This window comes from Brevibacterium sp. CSND-B09, assembly GCF_052906525.1.
Map to the genome: position 1 here is coordinate 3,207,169 of NZ_JBREGI010000001.1, position 18,253 is coordinate 3,225,421.

Annotated in this window: 16 protein-coding genes; 10 read left to right on the forward strand and 6 right to left on the reverse strand. The window is 63.4% G+C overall.

The window, feature by feature from the left end:
- The first annotated feature begins 566 nt into the window (after positions 1 to 566).
- The 5 genes from nrdH to ACU4IU_RS14365 all read left to right on the forward strand — a co-directional run bounded on the left by nrdH (position 567) and on the right by ACU4IU_RS14365 (position 7,051).
- Positions 567 to 812 carry a glutaredoxin-like protein NrdH gene (gene nrdH / locus ACU4IU_RS14345; RefSeq protein WP_025778731.1) on the forward strand — a complete coding sequence of 82 codons (246 nt, stop codon included), beginning with the start codon at positions 567 to 569 and terminating at the stop codon, positions 810 to 812.
- A 2-nt stretch (positions 813 to 814) separates the two neighbouring features.
- Positions 815 to 1,228 carry a class Ib ribonucleoside-diphosphate reductase assembly flavoprotein NrdI gene (gene nrdI / locus ACU4IU_RS14350; RefSeq protein ID WP_101546862.1) on the forward strand — a complete coding sequence of 138 codons (414 nt, stop codon included), beginning with the start codon at positions 815 to 817 and terminating at the stop codon, positions 1,226 to 1,228.
- A 5-nt stretch (positions 1,229 to 1,233) separates the two neighbouring features.
- The gene (gene nrdE / locus ACU4IU_RS14355; RefSeq protein WP_259357927.1) at positions 1,234 to 3,360 is read left to right on the forward strand and encodes a class 1b ribonucleoside-diphosphate reductase subunit alpha; all 2,127 of its coding nucleotides are present in this window, start codon (positions 1,234 to 1,236) and stop codon (positions 3,358 to 3,360) included.
- Positions 3,361 to 3,505: 145 nt separating this feature from the next.
- Positions 3,506 to 4,477, forward strand: coding sequence for a class 1b ribonucleoside-diphosphate reductase subunit beta (nrdF, locus tag ACU4IU_RS14360; protein ID WP_446657113.1), 972 nt, complete (start codon positions 3,506 to 3,508; stop codon positions 4,475 to 4,477).
- 219 nt (positions 4,478 to 4,696) lie between these two features.
- Entirely contained in the window at positions 4,697 to 7,051 is a 2,355-nt protein-coding gene (locus ACU4IU_RS14365; RefSeq protein ID WP_446657114.1) for an FdhF/YdeP family oxidoreductase, read from the forward strand.
- A 123-nt stretch (positions 7,052 to 7,174) separates the two neighbouring features.
- Here ACU4IU_RS14365 and ACU4IU_RS14370 read toward each other — a convergent pair whose 3' ends face one another.
- From ACU4IU_RS14370 to sdhC, 6 genes are all read right to left on the reverse strand, one after another.
- A complete protein-coding gene (locus ACU4IU_RS14370; protein WP_172171077.1) occupies positions 7,175 to 7,345 on the reverse strand; it encodes a hypothetical protein in 171 nt (56 codons plus the stop codon).
- Between the two features lie 415 nt (positions 7,346 to 7,760).
- Complete coding sequence (locus ACU4IU_RS14375; protein ID WP_446657115.1) at positions 7,761 to 8,987, reverse strand: D-alanyl-D-alanine carboxypeptidase family protein; 1,227 nt, start codon at positions 8,985 to 8,987, stop codon at positions 7,761 to 7,763.
- A gap of 242 nt (positions 8,988 to 9,229) precedes the next feature.
- Positions 9,230 to 10,018 carry a succinate dehydrogenase iron-sulfur subunit gene (locus tag ACU4IU_RS14380; protein ID WP_101546859.1) on the reverse strand — a complete coding sequence of 263 codons (789 nt, stop codon included), beginning with the start codon at positions 10,016 to 10,018 and terminating at the stop codon, positions 9,230 to 9,232.
- Positions 10,018 to 11,778: a succinate dehydrogenase flavoprotein subunit gene (gene sdhA / locus ACU4IU_RS14385; protein ID WP_139470358.1), complete on the reverse strand. Its 1,761-nt coding sequence runs from the start codon at positions 11,776 to 11,778 to the stop codon at positions 10,018 to 10,020. Before sdhA ends, ACU4IU_RS14380 begins: the two co-directional genes overlap by 1 nt.
- A gap of 9 nt (positions 11,779 to 11,787) precedes the next feature.
- On the reverse strand, positions 11,788 to 12,237 hold the full coding sequence (locus ACU4IU_RS14390; protein ID WP_025778711.1) for a succinate dehydrogenase hydrophobic membrane anchor subunit: 450 nt from the start codon (positions 12,235 to 12,237) through the stop codon (positions 11,788 to 11,790).
- A gap of 1 nt (position 12,238) precedes the next feature.
- Positions 12,239 to 12,616 (reverse strand): succinate dehydrogenase, cytochrome b556 subunit, encoded by a 378-nt coding sequence (gene sdhC / locus ACU4IU_RS14395; RefSeq protein WP_081770431.1) that lies wholly within the window; start codon positions 12,614 to 12,616, stop codon positions 12,239 to 12,241.
- 345 nt (positions 12,617 to 12,961) lie between these two features.
- Here sdhC and ACU4IU_RS14400 point away from each other — a divergent pair, with 345 nt between their 5' ends.
- From ACU4IU_RS14400 to ACU4IU_RS14420, 5 genes are all read left to right on the forward strand, one after another.
- Complete coding sequence (locus ACU4IU_RS14400; protein WP_181272497.1) at positions 12,962 to 14,071, forward strand: mannose-1-phosphate guanylyltransferase; 1,110 nt, start codon at positions 12,962 to 12,964, stop codon at positions 14,069 to 14,071.
- A 150-nt stretch (positions 14,072 to 14,221) separates the two neighbouring features.
- The gene (locus tag ACU4IU_RS14405; protein WP_139470356.1) at positions 14,222 to 15,394 is read left to right on the forward strand and encodes an amidohydrolase; all 1,173 of its coding nucleotides are present in this window, start codon (positions 14,222 to 14,224) and stop codon (positions 15,392 to 15,394) included.
- A gap of 97 nt (positions 15,395 to 15,491) precedes the next feature.
- A complete protein-coding gene (locus ACU4IU_RS14410; RefSeq protein WP_139470355.1) occupies positions 15,492 to 16,658 on the forward strand; it encodes a BMP family ABC transporter substrate-binding protein in 1,167 nt (388 codons plus the stop codon).
- A gap of 35 nt (positions 16,659 to 16,693) precedes the next feature.
- The gene (locus ACU4IU_RS14415; RefSeq protein ID WP_139470381.1) at positions 16,694 to 17,797 is read left to right on the forward strand and encodes an adenosine deaminase; all 1,104 of its coding nucleotides are present in this window, start codon (positions 16,694 to 16,696) and stop codon (positions 17,795 to 17,797) included.
- Positions 17,794 to 18,234 (forward strand): hypothetical protein, encoded by a 441-nt coding sequence (locus ACU4IU_RS14420; RefSeq protein WP_248284103.1) that lies wholly within the window; start codon positions 17,794 to 17,796, stop codon positions 18,232 to 18,234. Before ACU4IU_RS14415 ends, ACU4IU_RS14420 begins: the two co-directional genes overlap by 4 nt.
- Positions 18,235 to 18,253: the final 19 nt, after the last annotated feature.

The window sequence follows — 18,253 nt, forward strand, 5'->3', positions numbered from 1 at the left end:
GAACGTTGCAGTGCTGACACACAGAGCAGTGCTGTGCCCGACGTGCGTCCGTCCGCCACCTGCCATTCACAGCGCGGCCATCTCATGTCAGGACCGGGCTGTAGCGTCGATGGAACCGACGGACGGATGTGAGGAGGTGCTGTGATGATCGCCTCTGCCTCGACGTGGTCGGTGCCGCACTAAGGAGTTCGGAATCGTCGGTCGTGGACTCCGCGACATGCCCACAGGCAAAAATTTTTTCTGTGGAAAGCGGTGGAAAACGGAGGTGGACAACGGGTCGAAAATCGGCCCTGAAGCCGCCGATCCCAGCGTCCGCGCAGGTGATCGAACTACATGATTGTCGTTCACAGCCTGTGGACGATTGTGGACGGTGATGACACAGGGTGTGGAACCTGCAAATGACACTGGTGTAACACTGGATATAGGGGTAAGGTCTAACCCGAACACAACATCTAGTGGTCACCCCTGAGCCTGCGCCTCGTGATATTCATCATGATCGAGCAGTTGACGGGACACGGTCACAGCCATCAGAATGCCGAACTGCACAGCAGAATGAAGGAGTCGTCATGATCACCGTGTACACCAAGCCAGCTTGCGTCCAGTGCAACGCCACCTACCGTGCTCTCGACGCCAAGGGCCTGAAGTACAAGTCGGTGGATCTCAGCGTCGACGAGAACGCCCTCGATGTCGTCAAGGCCATGGGTTACATGCAGGCTCCCGTCGTCGTCACCGACAACGATCACTGGTCGGGCTTCCGTCCGGACAAGATCGCCACCCTGACCGGCGAACAGTCTGCGTCCGTCGTGGCCTGACAATGCTGCTGGTCTACTTCTCCGCCAACTCCGAGTACACGCACCGCTTCGTCGCGAAGCTGCGTCACCCGGCAGTGCGGTTGCCGACGTTGACCAAGGAGCCGACGCTGCGAGTGGATGAGCCATTCGTTCTCGTCACCCCCACCTATGGGGCCGGTCGCAATCGCGGGGCTGTTCCCAAACAAGTCATCAAGTTCCTCAATGTCGAAGAGAACCGGCGCCATCTGGTCGGTGTCATCGGCGCCGGAAACACGAACTTCGGCATGGACTACTGCCGCGCGGCCTTCAAGGTCGCGGCAAAGTGTCAAGTACCCCTCATGTATCGAGTCGAACTCCTGGGCACTCAGGAAGATGTCGACGCTGTCAACCTAGGATTGGACAAACTGTGCGCGAGCTCGCTGAAGACCGCAATGTAGAGGACATCATCCGCGAAGAGACGGATCTGGATTACCACGCGCTCAACGCGATGCTGAACCTGTACGACGAGGACGGCAGGATCCAGTTCGAGCGTGACAAGCAGGCTGCCCGGCAGTACTTCCTGCAGCACGTCAACAACAACACCGTCTTCTTCCACAACCTCAAGGAGAAGCTCGACTACCTCGTCGAGAAGGACTACTACGAGCCCGAGGTTCTGGAGCAGTACTCGTTCGATTTCATCGAGCAGCTCTCGACGCGCGCCTACGATCAGAAGTTCCGCTTCCAGACCTTCCTCGGCGCGTTCAAGTTCTACACCTCCTACACGCTGAAAACCTTCGACGGAAAGCGCTATCTCGAACGCTTCGAGGACCGCGTCGTCATGGTCGCTCTCTTCCTGGCTCGCGGAGACGAGACTCTGGCCACCCAGCTCGTCGACGAGATCATCGCCGGCCGCTTCCAGCCGGCCACCCCGACGTTCCTCAACGCAGGCAAGAAGCAGCGCGGTGAGCTCGTCTCCTGCTTCCTGCTGCGCATCGAAGACAATATGGAGTCGATCGGCAGGTCCATCAACTCCGCTCTGCAGCTGTCCAAGCGCGGCGGCGGCGTGGCCTTCGCTCTGACGAACATCCGCGAGTCCGGTGCACCGATCAAGAAGATCGAGAACCAGTCTTCGGGCGTCATCCCCGTCATGAAGCTGCTCGAGGACTCGTTCTCCTACGCCAACCAGCTCGGAGCCCGCCAGGGTGCCGGTGCCGTGTACCTGCACGCCCACCACCCCGACATCTACAAGTTCCTCGACACCAAGCGCGAGAACGCCGATGAGAAGATCCGGATCAAGACCCTGTCGCTGGGCGTCGTGATCCCGGACATCACCTTCGAACTGGCCAAGCGCAACGAGGACATGTACCTCTTCAGCCCCTATGACGTCGAGCGCGTCTACGGTGTGCCCTTCTCCGACATCAACGTCACCGAGAAGTACACCGAGCTCGTCGACAACGCGGCCATCAAGAAGAAGAAGATCAACGCCCGCGAGTTCTTCCAGACTCTGGCCGAGATCCAGTTCGAGTCCGGCTACCCGTACGTGATGTTCGAGGACACCGTCAACAAGGCGAACCCGATCGACGGCAAGATCATCATGTCCAACCTGTGCTCGGAGATCCTCCAGGTCTCTGAACCGAGCAAGTACGACGACGATCTCGGCTATGACGTCGTCGGCAAGGACATCTCCTGCAACCTCGGTTCGCTCAACATCGCTCTGACGATGGACTCGAGCAACTTCGGACAGACCATCGAGACCGCGATCCGCGGACTCACCGCTGTCGCCGAGACCTCGAACATCCAGTCCGTGCCTTCGATCGCCCGCGGCAACGACATGTCGCATGCCATCGGCTTGGGGCAGATGAACCTCCACGGCTACCTCGCTCGTGAGCACATCTACTACGGTTCCGATGAGGGCCTGGACTTCACGAACATGTACTTCTACACCGTCGCCTACCACTGTGTGCGGGCGTCGATGGAGATCGCGAAGGAGCGCGGTGAGACCTTCGCCGGCTTCGAGCGGTCGAAGTACGCCACCGGCGAATACTTCGACAAGTACACCGATGAGGTCTGGCAGCCGCGCACCGCTCGCGTGACCGAGCTGTTCTCCGAAGCAGGCGTGCACATCCCGACCCAGGACGACTGGCGCGAGCTCAAGGCTCAAGTGGCCGAGCACGGCATCTACAACCAGAATCTCCAGGCCGTGCCGCCGACCGGTTCGATCTCGTACATCAACAACTCGACCTCGTCGATCCACCCGGTGGCCTCGAAGATCGAAATCCGCAAGGAGGGCAAGGTCGGCCGCGTGTACTACCCGGCTCCCTTCATGGACAATGACAATCTCGAGTACTACCAGGATGCCTACGAGATCGGCTACGAGAAGATCATCGACACGTATGCCGAGGCCACGAAGCACGTGGACCAGGGGCTGTCGCTGACACTGTTCTTCATGGACACCGCCACCACTCGTGACATCAACAAGGCGCAGATCTACGCCTGGCGCAAGGGCATCAAGACCATCTACTACATCCGGCTCCGGCAGCTCGCTCTGCAGGGCACGGAAGTCGATGGCTGCGTCTCCTGCATGCTCTGATGATGGAATCGGCGGACCGATGCGAATCGGTCCGCCGGCTTCGTGCGGGCCCCAGGCCGCCGGCTGGGCCCGCACACATGACTTTCGTCTGCCGCGCAGACAGCACGTACTTACGACGAACAGCACTTTGGGAAGAGAGAAAGCGTTGGAGAATCTGACTCTGGCATCGCATGTCGATGCCATCAACTGGAACCGCGTCATCGATCCGATCGATGACGAGGTCTGGGATCGCCTGACCGGCAACTTCTGGCTGCCGGAGAAGGTCCCGCTGAGCAACGACATTCAGTCCTGGGCGACTCTCACCGACGATGAGAAGACGCTGACGATGCGCGTCTTCACCGGTCTGACCCTGCTCGACACGATCCAGGGCACCGTTGGTGCGATCTCGCTCATCCCGGATGCGGTCACCCCGCACGAAGAGGCGGTGCTGACGAACATCGCGTTCATGGAGAGCGTGCACGCGAAGTCGTACTCTTCGATCTTCTCGACCCTGTGCTCGACGAAGGAGATCGACGAGGCCTTCCGCTGGTCGCGTGAGAACAAGTACCTGCAGTCGAAGGCGGATATCATCCTCAGCTACTACCGGGGTGACGATCCGCTCAAGCGCAAGGTCGCCTCGACGCTGCTCGAGTCCTTCCTCTTCTACTCCGGCTTCTACCTGCCCATGTACTGGTCGGCACACGCTAAGCTGACGAACACCGCTGACCTCATCCGTCTGATCATCCGCGATGAGGCCGTGCACGGCTACTACATCGGCTACAAGTACCAGAAGGGTCTGGAATCGCAGTCCGAAGAGCGCAAGCAGGAGCTCAAGGACTACACGATGAACCTCATGTTCGAGCTCTACGAGAACGAGGTCGCCTACACCCACGATCTCTACGATCCCGTGGGACTGTCCGAGGACTGCAAGATGTTCCTCCACTACAACGCCAACAAGGCGCTGATGAACCTCGGTTACGAAGCGATGTTCCCCAAGGAGGTCACGAAGGTCAACCCGGCCATCCTTGCGGCCCTGTCGCCCGGCAGCGACGAGAACCACGACTTCTTCTCAGGTTCGGGATCGTCCTACGTCATCGGCAAGGCCGAGAACACCGAAGACGACGACTGGGACTTCTGAGTCCTCAGCCCTGACCTGACTTTTCAGCATCGAGGCGGCCCATTCCGACGGAACACGTTTGGATGGGCCGCCTCGCTGTTCGTGGACCGGGGCGGTTGTTCGATGAGCGTCAGGCGGAATGTTCGGAATGCGAGATTCTTTCCTCGTGGTTCGGATACTATGACTCGGCTCAGATACGATCATCGGAATCAAGTCCGCCGAGGTCAGAGGTGATCGTCAGTGTCGAACGTACGTGGACGCCGAGTCGAATTCGATGATATCGACGAGAACGATCTTGTCATCAGCGAACCGAAGACCGCGGCAGCGGGACTCAAAGCCGTCGAGGTTGCCTTCGAACGCGGACTCAAACAGGGCGGCGCGAGCCGGACCGTACGGTCGATGTTCCGCGTCAATCAGCCTGACGGCGTCGACTGCCCAGGCTGCGCGTGGCCGGAATCGATCACCGGTGATCGGAAGAAGATCGAGTTCTGCGAAAACGGGGCGAAGGCGCTCGCTGAGGAGAACACGACCCGGGTGGCGACCCCCGGCTGGTGGGAGCAGCACCCCATCTCCGTGCTCGAGCAGAAGACGGAGTACTGGCTCGGCCAATCCGGCCGCATCACCCATCCGATGATCATCCGCGAAGGGGAGTCGCACTACTCACCGATCTCCTGGGCCGACGCCTTCGAGACCATCGCCGAGCACCTCCGCGCCACCGAACCCGACCGGTCGGTCTTCTACACCTCCGGTCGCACTCCCAATGAGACAGCGTTCCTCTACCAGCTGTTTGCCCGCAGCCTGGGAACGAACAATCTTCCCGACTGTTCGAACATGTGCCACGAATCCTCCGGCACGGCACTGTCTCCGACGATCGGCATCGGCAAAGGAACCGTCTCACTTGAGGATCTCGAGAAAGCCGAACTGATCTTCGTCGTCGGGCAGAACCCGGGGACGAATCATCCGCGTATGCTCGGCACGCTAGCCGAGTGCCGGCGCAACGGCGGCAAGGTCGTCGCGGTCAATCCGCTGCCCGAGGCGGGGCTTCTCCGCTTCAAGGATCCGCAGACGCCAAAGGGCCTGCTGGCCGACGGGGAGCGGACCAGTGACGAATTCCTCCAGATCCGGGTCGGGGGAGACCAAGCGCTCTTCCAAGCGCTCGGACACCTGCTGTTGAAGAAGGAAGCAGAGACTCCGGGAACGGTCGTCGACCGGGAGTTCATCGAATCCTCCACTGACGGCTTCGCCGCCTACTCGGAAGCCAGGCAGGAGCTCAACTGGGCGGAGACAGAGCTCGCCACCGGTCTCGAACGAGCCGAGATCGAACACGTCGCGGATCTGCTGGCGAAGTCGAGGGCAACGATCTTCTGCTGGGCATTGGGCATCACGCAGCAGCCTCATTCGGTCGACACGATCAAAGAGATCATCAACCTGCTCTTACTCCAGGGCAATTTCGGTAAGCCCGGGGCAGGGGCCTGCCCGGTGCGGGGGCACTCGAATGTCCAGGGCGACCGCACCTTCGGGATCTGGGAGAAGCCGAAGGAGGACTTCCTACAGCGCCTGGATGCCGAATTCGGCATCAATGCGCCCCGGAGGCACGGCTATGACTCCACAGAGGCGATGCATGCCATGGCCCGCGGAGACGTCGACGTGTTCATGTCCTTGGGCGGGAACTTGGCCATGGCCAACTCCGACACCGCCGCAATGGAGGCCGGACTCAAACGCACAGGCCTCACCGTGCATATTTCCACGAAGCCCAACCGTTCCCATGTCGTCCACGGCAAGACGTCGATCATCCTCCCGACGCTCGGACGCACCGACAAGGATGACAAGCACCCCGGAGGAGCACAGTTCCTCTCGGTCGAGAACTCCATGTCGGTCGTCAGCCGCACCCAAGGTCGGCTCGAGCCGGTCTCCGACCACCTCCTTGCCGAACCGGTGCTGCTGGCCCGGATCGCCGAGGCGGTCTTCGGACCCGATCACGTCATCGACTGGAGGGCGATGGCCGAAGACTATGACGTCATCCGCGACCGCATCTCACGGGTCGTGGAAGGCACCGAGGACTTCAACCGCCGCGTGCGGGACAAATATGGCTTCGTTCTGCCCAATCCGCCCCGTGATACACGGACTTTCGCGACAGCCGAAGGACGGGCGCAGTTCAGCACGCGCGAACTCGAATATCTGCTGCCGCCGGAGGGACACCTGGTGCTGCAGACGATGCGCTCGCACGATCAATACAACACGACCTTCTACGGGCTCGACGATCGCTATCGGGGAATCTCGGGCGGGCGCAGGGTGATTCTCATCAATCCTGCCGATCTCGGCCCTGCCGGTGTCGACGACGGTCAGCTCGTCGATGTCGTCTCGGTCTTCAACGGGGAAGAGCGACGGGCGGAGAAATTCCGGATGGTCGCCTATCCGACGGCCCGCGGCTGTGTCGCTGCCTACTATCCGGAGGCGAACGCGTTGGTTCACCGGGACCTCGTGGCCAGAGAGTCGAACACCCCGGGATTCAAAGCCGTTATGGTGCGGTTCGAACCACGCACCGATGATGAGGAACCTGCAGAGATCCACAGCCTCGTTGACGCGCATGGGTGAACGACAGACGCCCACCTGCTGCGTAAAACCCGGCAGCAAGTGGGCGTCTTCTCAATCAGTGAGGATCAGTCCGGCCCGGTCGGGCCATGCCGATCCCTGCAGATCAGGGCGACCGAGGTTCGGTCAGGCGGCGGCCATCGGCGTGATCTCACGCAGCGAGGTGCCGGTGAACAGCACAACTCGACCGGTCGCATCCTTGATCGTGATCTCACCAGGAGCCTGACGGCTGATCCGGGGATCGATCAATCCTGCGTGTGCGAGCCCGCGCTGGACCCACTGTGGGAACTCAGACATGGTTCCCTCCTTTCTTCAGTTGTGAATAGCAGGCAACGACGCGCGCTATTCTTCAGGTTCTCAATACGGCGATTGGGTGATCGCCATGGGGATCTGCGATTCGAAGAGACACAGTGTCCGGAACATTCATCTGCAAAGTCGAACCATGATCGGGGCCTACGACTTCAAAAGCTTGTCGTCAGGAGCAACGCAACGATCAGTTCGATGAATGCGGACAACTTCGAACGCAAGTTGTAAGCGTAACGCGTCTATGTCGACGTTGTCCAATTGAGGTCAGAACCCTAGGCTCAGGTCGACCGACCCTACCTCCGGCCATCTCGCCGAGGCGGCACCGAACCTTACCGTTGATCCTCTCGCCGTGGTGGACCTGCAGATCGCTTTTGCCGGCCTCTGGCCGAGGAGGCTCTGAATGCCCTTATCGTCGACCCTGCATCCGTGCCCGGAGTCGCAGCCACAGGATCACCGTCGCGATGAAGAGCACGACCCCACCCGCCAGGAGGACGAGCGCCAGGGGATTGTCCAGTGCCGCACCGACGGTCTGGGACGCCATGGATGGCTCCGACTCATCGGACTTCTGGGACTCCGTCGCTTCGCTCGAATCCGATTCGGCACCCCCGGCATCACTCGAGCTGCCAGTGGCGGTGGGGGCCGCCTCGGCGGTGGCCTGAACCCCGACGGGCACGGTCTGCAGCGATTTCGGGTCCTTCTGGGCGAAATCCCAATCGAGCAGGTCCACGGCGACCTGGCGAGAGTTGTTGTCGATGCCGAGCATCGTCGCGACCACACGGTGCCCGTCACGCTCGGCCACGGCCACGTACGAGCCCTTCGCCGCCCGAGTGAACCCGTTCTTCAGGCCCAGCCCGCCGTCGACCTGGCCAACGATCTTCGTATGGTTCTGGATCTCGTAGCCCTTGAACTTCTCTTTCGTCTGCGGGTTCTTTCCGCCCGGGAATTTGAACGTCTCTGTGCCGATGACCTTCATGAGGTAGTCGTCTTCGCACACCGCCCACGCGAGCTTCATGAGGTCCTCAGCGGTCGTGTACTGGCCCTTTGCGTCGAGTCCCGAGGTGTTCTTCGCCTGCGTATTCGACATGCCCAGCTCGGCGGCCTTCTCGTTCATCAGCTTCACGGCCTTGTCCTGTCCGCCTGCTGCACGACCCAGAGCATTCGCCGCATCGTTGGCGCTCGACATCAGCATCGCGTGGAAGAGCAGATCGATGGAGTACTTGTTCGTCTGCATGAGACCGACCTTCGTCCCATCGACTTCCATGTCCTCGAACTCGGCGGTCACTTTCTTCTTCTTGTCGTCGAACTCGTCCACGAGCGCCAGTGCCGTGAGCAGTTTGATCGTCGACGCCGGGGCGTGCCGCTTCTCCACATTCTTCGCCACATGCAGCTCCCCGGAGTCGAGGTCGCCGACAAGCCAGGACGTGCCCGTCGGCTTCGGCGGCTTCGCACCGTCACCGAGGTCCTCTGGACTGACATACGCCGGTGCTGTCGACTCTGCCGGCTGCGGCACCGCGTGTGCGGGGGCCGGGGAGTGGACGAGCTGCGCGGCGAGCATCAGCAGTGCGGCGGCGAAGCCGAGGATGCTCAGGGGCAGGGCGCGTAGTGAGGAAGCAGTCGAGCGGGTGAAACGCATGCGCACCAGTCTACTTTCGCCGCGAGCAGCTCGTCCTCAGGATTCGTTCACTCGAGACGGCACCTCACCGAGACGAAGCTTGTGGTGGCAGCCCAGTTTGAGATGGATAGCCCACGTTCAAACGTGGGCTATCCACCCTCAACTGGGCCGTGGTGAAAAGCACCCAATCACGGCGGGACAGACGAAAGCGGCCCCGCACCGTGTGGTGCGGGGCCGCTGCAGTCGGGATCAGACTGGCGCGATCAGAATGCGCGCTGCAGGATCGCCTGCTTCACCTCGGCGATGGCCTTGGTGATCTCGATGCCGCGAGGGCAGGCCTCGGTGCAGTTGAAGGTGGTGCGGCAGCGCCACACGCCTTCCTTGTCGTTGAGGACCTCGAGGCGCATGTCTCCGCCTTCGTCACGCGAATCGAAGATGAAGCGGTGCGCGTTGACGATCGCGGCCGGACCGAAGTACTGGCCGTCGGTCCAGAACACGGGGCACGACGAGGTGCACGCAGCGCAGAGGATGCACTTCGTGGTGTCGTCGAAGGCCGCACGCTGTTCGGCCGACTGCAGACGCTCACGCGTGGGCTCGTGTCCCGAGGTGACGAGGAACGGCATGACCTCGCGGTACGACTGGAAGAAGGGCTCCATGTCGACGATCATGTCCTTCTCGAGCGGCAGGCCCTTGATCGCCTCGACGGTGATCGGCTTGGACGTGTCGAGGTCCTTGAGCAGAGTCTTGCAGGCCAGACGGTTGCGGCCGTTGATGCGCATCGCATCGGAGCCGCAGACGCCGTGGGCGCAGGACCGGCGGAAGGACAGCGAACCGTCGATCTCCCACTTGATCTTGTGGAGAGCATCCAGCACACGGTCGGTGCCGTACATCGTGATGCTGTATTCCTCCCAGTGCGGCTCGGAATCGACCTCGGGGTCGAAGCGAGCGATCCGGAAGGTGCAGTCGAAGGACGGGATGGACCCGCCTTCGCCTGACACATGTGTCGGCAGGTCGATCTTCGACGCTGGCTCTGGGGTGGTATCGGTGCTCATCAGTACTTACGCTCCATCGGCTGGTAACGGGTGACGATGACGGGCTTCGTCTCAAGACGCATGCCCTTGATGCCGTCGGTCTCCGCTTCGGGATCGAGGTAGGTCATCGTGTGGTGCATGAAGTTCTCGTCGTCACGATCCGGGAAGTCCTCGCGGAAGTGTCCTCCACGCGATTCCTTGCGGTGGATGGCGGCGACAGAGATGACCTCGGCGAGCTCGAGCAGGAAGCCGAGCTCGACGGCCTCGAGCAGATCGAGGTTGTAGCGCTTGCCGCGATCCTGGATGCCCACGTTGTTGTAGCGCTCGCGCAGTTTGGCGATCTCGTCGAGAGCGTCACGCAGAGTCTCGTCGGTGCGGAACACCTGCACGTTGGCGTCCATGATGTCCTGCAGATCCTTGCGGATCGCCGCGATGCGTTCGGTGCCGTCCGAGGTGCGCATCTTCTCGAGCATCTCGACGACGTCGTTCGCCGGGTTCTCGGGCAGTTCGACGGACTCGGCGGTCTTCGCGTATTCCGCAGCGGCGATGCCGGCGCGCTTGCCGAAGACGTTGATGTCGAGCAGCGAGTTCGTGCCCAGACGGTTCGAACCGTGCACCGACACGCAGGCGCATTCACCGGCGGCGTAGAGGCCGGGGATGACGGTGTCGTTGTCGGCGAGGACTTCGGCTTCGATGTTCGTCGGGATGCCGCCCATCGCGTAGTGCGCGGTCGGGAAGACCGGCACCGGCTCCGTGTAGGGCTCCACACCGAGGTAGGTGCGGGCGAACTCGGTGATGTCCGGCAGCTTCTCGTCGATGTGTGAGGGCTCGAGGTGAGTGAGGTCGAGCAGGACGTAGTCCTTGTTCGGTCCGCAGCCACGGCCTTCGCGCACTTCGTTAGCCATCGAACGGGCCACGATGTCACGCGGGGCGAGGTCCTTGATCGTCGGGGCATAGCGCTCCATGAAGCGCTCACCCTCGGAGTTGCGGAGGATTCCGCCCTCACCGCGAGCCGCCTCGGACAGCAGGATGCCCAGGCCGGCGAGGCCTGTCGGGTGGAACTGGAAGAACTCCATGTCCTCCAGCGGGATTCCGCGGTTGTAGGTCACGGCCATGCCGTCGCCGGTCAGGGTGTGTGCGTTCGAGGTGGTCTTGAAGACCTTGCCGACACCGCCGGTGGCGAAGACGACCGACTTGGCCTGGAAGACGTGGATCTCACCGGTGGCCAGTTCGTAGGACACGACGCCTGCGGGGCGCTTGACCCCGTCGACCTCGGTCATGAGGAGGTCGAGGACGTAGAACTCGTTGTAGAACTCCACGCCGTGCTTGACGCACTGTTGGTACAGGGTCTGGAGGATCATGTGACCGGTGCGGTCTGCGGCGTAGCAGGAGCGGCGCACGGCGGACTTGCCGTGGTCGCGGGTGTGACCGCCGAAGCGGCGCTGGTCGATCTTGCCTTCGGGGGTGCGGTTGAACGGCAGCCCCATCTTCTCGAGATCGAGGACGGCGTCGATGGCTTCCTTGGCCATCACCTCGGCGGCGTCCTGGTCGACCAGGTAGTCACCGCCCTTGACGGTGTCGAAGGTGTGCCATTCCCAGTTGTCCTCTTCCACGTTCGCCAGTGCGGCGCACATTCCGCCCTGGGCGGCTCCGGTGTGCGAACGGGTGGGGTAGAGCTTGGTGAGAACGGCGGTGCGGGCACGCTGGCCCGACTCGATCGCCGCACGCATGCCGGCGCCGCCGGCACCGACGATGACGACGTCGTAATGATGTACCTGCATGTTTCTCCTTTAGGCCTTGCAGAACTCAGCCAGGACCGAGGGGTCCGCTCCGGCCGGGCAGGGATCGAACGTGAAGATGACGAGCGTGCCGAGCACGATGACGATGACCGAGGCGATGTAGAGGATCACCTGCAGGGACATGCGTGTGCCGGGCTTCTCGGAGTAGTCCATGATGATGGTGCGCAGACCGTTGGTGCCGTGCAGCATCGCCAGCCACAGCATGAGCAGATCCCAGATCTGCCAGAACGGGCTGGCCCACTTGCCTGCGACGAAGCCGAAGTCGATGGCCTGGACGCCGTCGCCGGCCCACAGGTTCACGAACAGGTGGCCGAAGATGAGGATGACGAGCACGACGCCGGAGATGCGCATGAACAGCCATGCGAACATCTCGAACTTCGAACGCGTCGACTTGTGCCGGGAGTAGCCGGTCCGCGGAGCCGGAATGGATGTTGTGCTCATGTCAGCCTCCGAAGGTGTGCATCAGCTGGCGGGGAATGAAGGCGATCATGATGATGAGCCACACAACCATGACTCCCCAGAACAGCTTCTTCTGATTTTTCGGGCCACTCTTCGAGAAATCGACGAGAATGACGCGCAGACCGTTGAACGCATGGAATGCGATTGCGGCGACGAGCGCGATCTCACCGAATGCCATGACCGGTGTCTTATAGGTTCCGATCACTGCGTTGTAGGCCTCGGGCGAGACGCGGACGAGTGCAGTATCGAGCACGTGGACCAGAAGGAAGAAGAAGATTCCGACGCCTGTGACGCGATGCGCGACCCAGGACCACATTCCTTCGTTTCCTCGGTACAGAGTGCCCGTAGACGCTTTGGCCACGGAGCATCCTCCATCTTGAATATTCGGGTGTGTACGTCTAGAAACTACGCCGAAGACCGCTTCCGTGCCAGTCGAGACACGGCTGAGCGTCCCGGATCACACCGCAACCCTGGCAATTCCCTCAAAACTGGGATTTCGCGTCTCACGAAATTTCAATTACATCACAGTCGTGTGCTCTAAATTGTTGCGCTCCCGTCCTGACCCGGGCGGCCCGGGAACTCAGGTGCACCATCCCCGAGGCGGCTCTGAGGTGGGGAGATCCCCACCGGATCCCTGGGGATCGGCTCATCCGACACGGCGGGCAACCTCGGGGAAGGTGTGCCCGAATTCTGAGACACTGAAATCGTGAACACGCACTTCCACGCCATCATCCCCGCCGGCGGATCCGGAACGCGCCTGTGGCCGCTGTCTCGCCGGGCGACGCCGAAGTTCCTCCACGATGTCCTCGGCCTCGGCCGCAGCCTCATCCAGGCCACCTGGGACCGGGTCGCGCCGATCGTCGGCGAAGACAGGGTCTGGGTGGTCACCGGTGAGAGTCACTTCGACCAGGTCGCCGAGCAGCTGCCGCATATCGCTCGCGCCCAGATCATCGCCGAACCGTCCCCGAAGGACTCTGCCGCCGCCATCGGACTGGCGGCCATGATCATCGCCCGCGAGGACCCCGACGCCATCGTCGGTTCGTTCTCCGCCGACCATTCGATCACGAACGTCGACGAATTCCGTCTCGTCATCGACCAGGCCGTCGCTGCCGCGGAGACCGGTGACATCGTCACCATCGGCATCATGCCCCGCAATCCTGCCACCGCCTACGGTTATATCGAGACCGGTGAGCTGCTCGGGCTCGACGGGGCGCCCACGGCCAGGCGGGCGCTGGCATTCGCGGAGAAGCCGGAGGCGAGCACGGCCCGTCAGTATGTGAATTCCGGACGCTACCGCTGGAACGCGGGCATGTTCATCGCCAAGGCGTCCTCCCTCCTCGACATCCTCGCCGAGGAGGACCCGCCGCTCTATTCGGGACTGGCCCGAATCGCCGAGGCCTGGGACACTCCTGACCACGACGAGGTCCTCAGTGCTGTGTGGCCCGGACTGGAGAAGCGAGCCATCGACTATGTGGTGGCCGAGCCCGCGGCCGCGGCCGGTCGTGTCATCGTCATCCCCGGTGACTTCGGCTGGGACGACGTCGGCGACTTCGACTCGGTGGCCCGCCTGCGGCAGCCGGTGCCCGGGGAGCCGCGCGGAGTGATCTCGATCGGCGGGAACACCGACCTGCTCGAGGTCGATGCCTCGGGGGTCGTGTTCTCCGAAGGACCGCGGACCGTGGCGATCGTCGGACTCGAAGACCTCGTCGTCGTCGACACCGACGACGTCCTGCTCATCACCTCCCGCTCGCACGCCCAGGACGTGAAGAAGGCCGTGTCCGTCGCCGGTGAGCGCGGACTCGACGAACTGCTCTGAGTCGCTGGGCCGCCTCCGGGCGTGGGGGATCGAACTGCGAAGTATGTCGAAATTGGTCGCAATGGGCACATTTATGACATCGAGTGCTTAGCATTGCTTGAAATGTTCGACATCGCCCATCCCCGACCTCCCCGCCCTGAAGGACCCGACGTGATCAGCTCGACAATCGCTGAGATCGGTGCAGAACTCATCGATTTCCGCCGCGACATCCATGCCCATCCGGAACTGTCCTTCCAGGAGTTCGAGACCACCGACAAGATCGTCGCCCGTCTCGAGGCCGCAGGTCTGGGTCCCCAGCGCCTCGAAGGCACCGGGGTCGTCTGCGAGGTCGGCGAGGGGCCGGTGGCCGTGGGACTGCGAGCCGATATCGACGCCCTGCCGGTTGATGACCTCATCGACGAGGAATTCCGTTCCACCGTTCCCGGCGTCGCCCATGCCTGCGGCCACGACGTCCACCTGACCTCGCTCATCGGCGCCGGCATCGCCCTGCAGAAGATCCATGAATCACGGCCCGGCGGCCTCGGCGGTCGCGTGCGACTGATCTTCCAGCCCGGTGAGGAAGTCACCCCGGGCGGTGCGCTGCGCGTGATCTCCCAGGGCGTCCTCGACGACGTGCCCGAAGTCTATGCCGTTCACTGTGACCCGAACGTCGACATCGGCAAGGTCGGTTCGCGCATCGGCGCCATCACCGCTGCCGGCGACACGGTCATCATCCGCCTCTCCGGTCACGGCGGGCACACCTCCCGTCCCCATCTGACCGAAGACCTCGTCTATGCGCTCGGCAAGCTCGCCACCGACCTGCCCTCGACCCTGGGCCGGCTGATCGATCCGCGGCACGCGATCTCCCTTGTGTGGGGCGAGATCAGCGCCGGTCACGCAGCGAACGTCGTTCCCAGCGAGGGGATTCTGCGCGGAACCCTGCGCTGCCTCGACGTGGACGGCTGGAACCAGGTCGCCGAGGTGCTGCCCGAGCTCGTCGACCGCATCGCCGGACCGTACGGAGTCGAGGTCGACCTCGAACACCGCCGAGGCGTCCCACCGGTGGTCAACACCGAAGACCAGGTCACCCTCATCGAATCCGCGGTCCGCGGTGAGCTCGGCGAGAACTCGGTGCAGCTGACCCCGCAGTCCATGGGCGGTGAGGACTTCGCGTGGTACCTCACCCACTGCCCGGGTGCGCTCATCCGGCTGGGCACCCGCACACCCGGCGGCATCACCTACGACATCCACCAGGGTGATCTGCTCATCGACGAACGCGCCGTGGAGATCGCCGCCCGCGTATTCACCGCCACCGCTCTCAAGGTCCTCGACCGCGACCGCTGATCGACCTGTCACGGTCCGCGACCAAACGACAGCGATCGGTGGCTGCTCGGCTGCGCCGGCTGTCCACGCTGATTACCCGGCCGATAATCTTGATGTCATGAGTCTCCGAACCCGCAGCACCTCCATCGCCGCCTTCACCGCGGTGGGCACCCTGGTGCTGACCGGCTGCTCCGTCACGACTCCCGAAGCCCTCGAAGAGGAACGGCTCGGCTGCCTCGTCTCGGCTCCGGCCGGCTTCGACGATCACTCGGCCGGTGCGCTCACCCTCGAGGAGGCGGAACTGGCCCGTGGGGCCGGGGTCTTCTCGGGTACCTCGAGCCAGCGTGTCTCGGGTGGGTCGGCCACCTCGGCGGCATTGGATCGGATGCACAGACACGACTGTGCACTGACCACGGTCATCGGACCCGGGGGAGCGGACGAACTCGCGGACTTCGCCGCCGCCCACCCCGATGATCTGTTCCTCGGGGTCTCCAGCGGCACCGACGACCTGCCGAAGAACGTGCTGAGCATGGACTTCGACCTCGTCCCGCCGGCGTTCATCGCGGGATACACCGCTGCCACAGCCTCGGAGACGGGGAAGGTCGGGGTCGTCGTCGCGCACGGTTTCCCGCAGTCCGAACGCATCCTGGCCGCCTTCGACGCCGGGGTCGACCTGTACAACAAGGAGAAGGACGAGGACCTGCCGAAGGCGGAGTCCTATCGTCCCTCCTCGGGCGGGGCCGCCTCGGCGAACGGTTCGCCTCGGACGATCGACGATACCCGCGACGCCGGGAAGGACTACTTCGAACGGTCCTTCGATGCCGATGTCGACGTGCTCGTCCCGTTCGGATCGGCGGCCGCGATGGGGGTGGTCACCTCGGCGGATGAGAAGCGGACCGAGCTGACCGCGGCAACGGAGGATCCGGAGGGCGACGATGAGGGACCGAGCCTGCCGAAAGTCGTCTGGTACGGCACCGCCGGCGGGTTCTCCAAGGCGATCGTGGCCACCCTGGAGCCGAACGTGCGCCGCGGACTGCGCACGATGTTCCCCGACTGGCCGCAGAGCAAGAACCCCGACGAGGTGGCCCCCGCCCCGAAGACCGGGCCCGAGGAGATCGGCGGCTTCCGCGTCGCCGACCGTCATTATTGGGGCACCCTCGACAACGGGGGAGTGCGCATCGTCGCCGAGGACGGATTCCTCTCCCGTGTCTCCGACGCCGGACGCGGAATCACGGACCTGCGCGAGCGGATCAAGAGCGGGGAGATCGACCCGGAGAAAGGATGAGGGCCGCGCGCCGCATCGGATAAGCTGAGACGGTGATGAATGTACCCGCCGGCGTCGCATCGGACGACCCCATCCTGCAGCTGCCCAAAGTCTCCCTCCACGATCACCTCGACGGCGGTCTGCGCCCGTCGACGATGCTCGAACTGGCCGACTCGATCGGTCACACCCTGCCCGCCTCCGATGCCGAATCGCTGCGCCGGTGGTTCTCGGAGTCCGCGAACTCCGGTGACCTGGTCCGCTACCTCGAGACGTTCTCGCACACCGTGGCGGTCATGCAGAGCGAGGACAACCTGCGCCGCGTGGCCAAGGAATGGGTCCTCGACCAGGTTGCCGACGGAGTCTTCTATGCCGAGGCCCGGTGGGCTCCCGAACAGCACCTCGAAGGCGGACTCGAACTCGACGCCGTCGTCGAAGCCGTCCAGGACGGTCTGGAAGCCGGCGTCTCCGAGGCCGCGGCCGAGGGCAAGTACATCCGCGTCGGACAGCTCATCACGGCCATGCGTCAGGCCGACAACTCGCTGGCGATCGCCGAACTGGCCATCCGCCATCGTGAGAAGGGTGCGGATTCCGGTGTCGTCGGCTTCGACATCGCCGGGCCCGAGAACGGCTTCCCGCCGTCTGCGCACCTCTCCGCCTTCAACGCCCTGCACCAGGCATATGTGCCGGTGACGATCCATGCCGGTGAGGCCGCCGGCAAGGAATCCATCCACGAGGCGGTCACCATCTGCCACGCCCAGCGTCTGGGCCACGGTGCGCGCATCGTCGAGGACATGGACATCGTCGACGGCCAGGGGCAGCTCGGCAGCCTCGCCGCCTGGGTCCTCGACCAGCAGATCCCGCTCGAACTGTGCCCGAGCTCCAACCTGCAGACCGACATCGGCGGCACCATCGCCAGCCACCCGATCACGGGGCTCAAGGATCTCGGATTCGCTGTCACCATCAACCCGGACAACCGGCTCATGTCCGGCACGTCGGTGTCGCGTGAGATGCGTCTGCTCGTCGATGAGGCCGGTTGGAACCAGACCGACCTCGAATGGGCGACGGTCAACGCCATCACCGCTGCCTTCCTGCCGCTGGATGTGCGCGAGCGCATGCTCGACGAGATCCTCATCCCCGGATTCGCCCGGGTGACCATTTGAGCTCACACAATGACCGGGCCGCAGCGTCCGGTGCCTCACCGGAGCCTGAGGGGCACGGCGTTCCGACCCCACGGGCGATGCTGCTACCCGTGAGCGTCCTCGGCATCCAGGCGCTGGCCCTGGTCGGAGCGGCGGTGTCGTTCGTCATCACCGCGATCACCGCCGGCCCCTTGGCGGCTTCGCTGATCGGTCTGGCCGTCATGTTCCTCATCTTCGCGGCCGGTGTCGGCGCCGCGGCCCGGGGCGCCTGGCGTCTGCATCGGTGGGCGCGTCCGGCGGCGATCGCCTTCGAGCTGCTCGTCATCGTCTTTGCCTTCAGCGTCATCGGCGGTTCCCTGTGGCTGGGGCTGGCCTGCCTGGTCACCGCCATCGCCGTGCTCTTGGGCTTCTTCTTGCCGGCCGTCGTCGACGCCTACAACCGAGCGCTGGCTGACTGAGACTGTGAGGCTCCCCGCC